This is a genomic window from Inquilinus limosus MP06 (assembly GCF_000767795.1).
Lineage (GTDB): Bacteria > Pseudomonadota > Alphaproteobacteria > DSM-16000 > Inquilinaceae > Inquilinus > Inquilinus limosus_E.
Window position 1 is genome coordinate 1 of record NZ_JANX01000836.1, and the last position, 1,939, is coordinate 1,939.

The window sequence follows — 1,939 nt, forward strand, 5'->3', positions numbered from 1 at the left end:
GGCCCGCTGCGCCCAGATGCCGAGCAGATGGCTCTTCCCCGCCCCCGGCGCGCCGTGCAGGGCCACGGCCGGCCCCGGCCAATCCGGCCAGTGCCCGACCCAGCCCGCGGCCTCCCGGTTGCTGTCGGCGACGATGAAATCCTCCGGCCCCAGGGCCGGGGGCAGCGACAGGTCGAAGACGAACTGGGCCACCCCTTCGGTGCTCTTGCTCATGAAACGGTGGGGAGGTCCATGTCGGGAGGGTCGGCGGGCGGCTGGCGGTACAGCGCGCTCTGCCGGTAGCGATGCAGGGCGAAGCGGGTCAGCACGCCGATCACCGCCGCCATCGGCACCGCCAGCATCACGCCGGTGAAGCCGAACAGGCTGCCGGCTGCCAGCAGCGCGAAGATCACCCAGACCGGGTGCAGGCCCACGGATTCGCCGACCAGCTTCGGCGTGACGAAATTGCCCTCCAGGAACTGGCCGAGCAGGAAGATGCCCAGCACCAGCGCCCACATCGTCCAGTCGTCATACTGCACCAGGGCGATGCCGACCGAGCTGACCAGCCCGACCAGCGAGCCGACATAGGGAATGATCGAGAGCAGGCCGGTCATCAGCCCGACCAGCAGGCCGAAATTCAGCCCGACGATGGTCAGGGCGATGGCGTAGAACAGCCCCAGCAGCAGGCAGACGATCAGCTGGCCGCGGATGAAGCGGGACAGGGTGTGGTTCACCTCGCGCCCCAGGCCGCGGATGGTCTCGCGCTGCGCCACCGGCAGGTTGTGGTCGATCACCCCGATCATGTGGTCCCAGTCGCGCAGCATGTAGAAGGCGACCACCGGCGTGATGAAGACCAGCGACAGCAGGTCGATCAGGGCCATGCCGCCCTGCCACAGGCTGCCGATCACTGTGCCGATCCAGGACACGGCGCTGCCCGCATACTGGCTGACCGCCTTCTGGATCTCGTTGAAATTGGCCGCCGAGACGCGGTGCCGCAGTTCGGCGATCAGCGGCTGCAGCCGCGCTGCGGCCCGGGCGACATAGTCGGGCACGGCCGACAGCAGCCCGGTCACCTGGTTCAGGAGGATCGGCAGGACGATCAGCGTCACCAGCACGGCGGCGAGCACGAACAGCAGCAGCAGCACCGTCGTCGCCAGCCAGCGCGCCATGCCGATCGCCTGCAGCCGCCGGGCCACCGGGTCCAGCAGATAGGCGATGATCATGCCGGTGACGAAGGGCGCCAGCACGCCACTGAGCAGCCAGACCAGCAGGCAGAAGACGACGAAGCCGATCAGCCAGAAGCGGATTTGGACGGACCCGTTCACGCGTGCGCCCCCGCCGGCATGAGGAAGCGGCGGATGGTCTCGCGCAGATAGCCGATCGCCGACAGGATCGTGGTCGCGGCCACGACCCAGACCAGCAGCGCGATCGCGCCGCGGGCGTCGACATTCAGCCCGGGCGCCGCCATCACCAGCCCCACCAGCGCCACCTGCATCACGGTGTTGAGCTTGCTGATCAGCGACGGGGTCAGCGAGCGGGTGCCGCGGCCGGCGAAATGCAGCACCACCACGCCCAGCACCAGGCCGATGTCGCGCCCCACCACCAGCGCCACCAGCCAGGCCGGCAGCGCCGCCATCCAGGCCAGGGCCAGGTAGGTGCCGACCAGCAGCAGCTTGTCGGCGGTGGGGTCGAGATAGCTGCCCAGTGCCGTGCGCGCCCGCAGCCAGCGAGCCAGGATGCCGTCGATCGCGTCGGTCAGCGCCGCGACCACGAACATCCAGAAGGCGGTGACCAGGCGGCCATCCAGGATCAGCCAGATGGTGACCGGGGCCAGGACCAGCCGTGCCAGGCTGAGCAGGTTCGGCAGGGAGCGGACCAGAAGGCGCAAAGGGCCTGACCTCGATGCCAGTTGTGTCGTCACGCCGGCGGGGTTACCCGCCGGTTCGGTGCAGCTCGAGCG

Annotated in this window: 2 protein-coding genes and 1 pseudogene; all 3 read right to left on the minus strand. The window is 69.4% G+C overall.

The features are described 5' to 3' along the window. Positions 1-213 (minus strand): annotated as a pseudogene (locus tag P409_RS32980) (HdaA/DnaA family protein); the annotation flags it as partial. After that, positions 210-1,304 carry an AI-2E family transporter gene (locus tag P409_RS32985; RefSeq protein WP_034848666.1) on the minus strand — a complete coding sequence of 365 codons (1,095 nt, stop codon included), beginning with the start codon at positions 1,302-1,304 and terminating at the stop codon, positions 210-212. The pseudogene P409_RS32980 and the gene P409_RS32985, both read right to left, overlap by 4 nt. After that, on the minus strand, positions 1,301-1,939 hold a 639-nt coding region (locus P409_RS32990; protein WP_238578828.1), incomplete at its 5' end, for a CDP-alcohol phosphatidyltransferase family protein. The genes P409_RS32990 and P409_RS32985, both read right to left, overlap by 4 nt.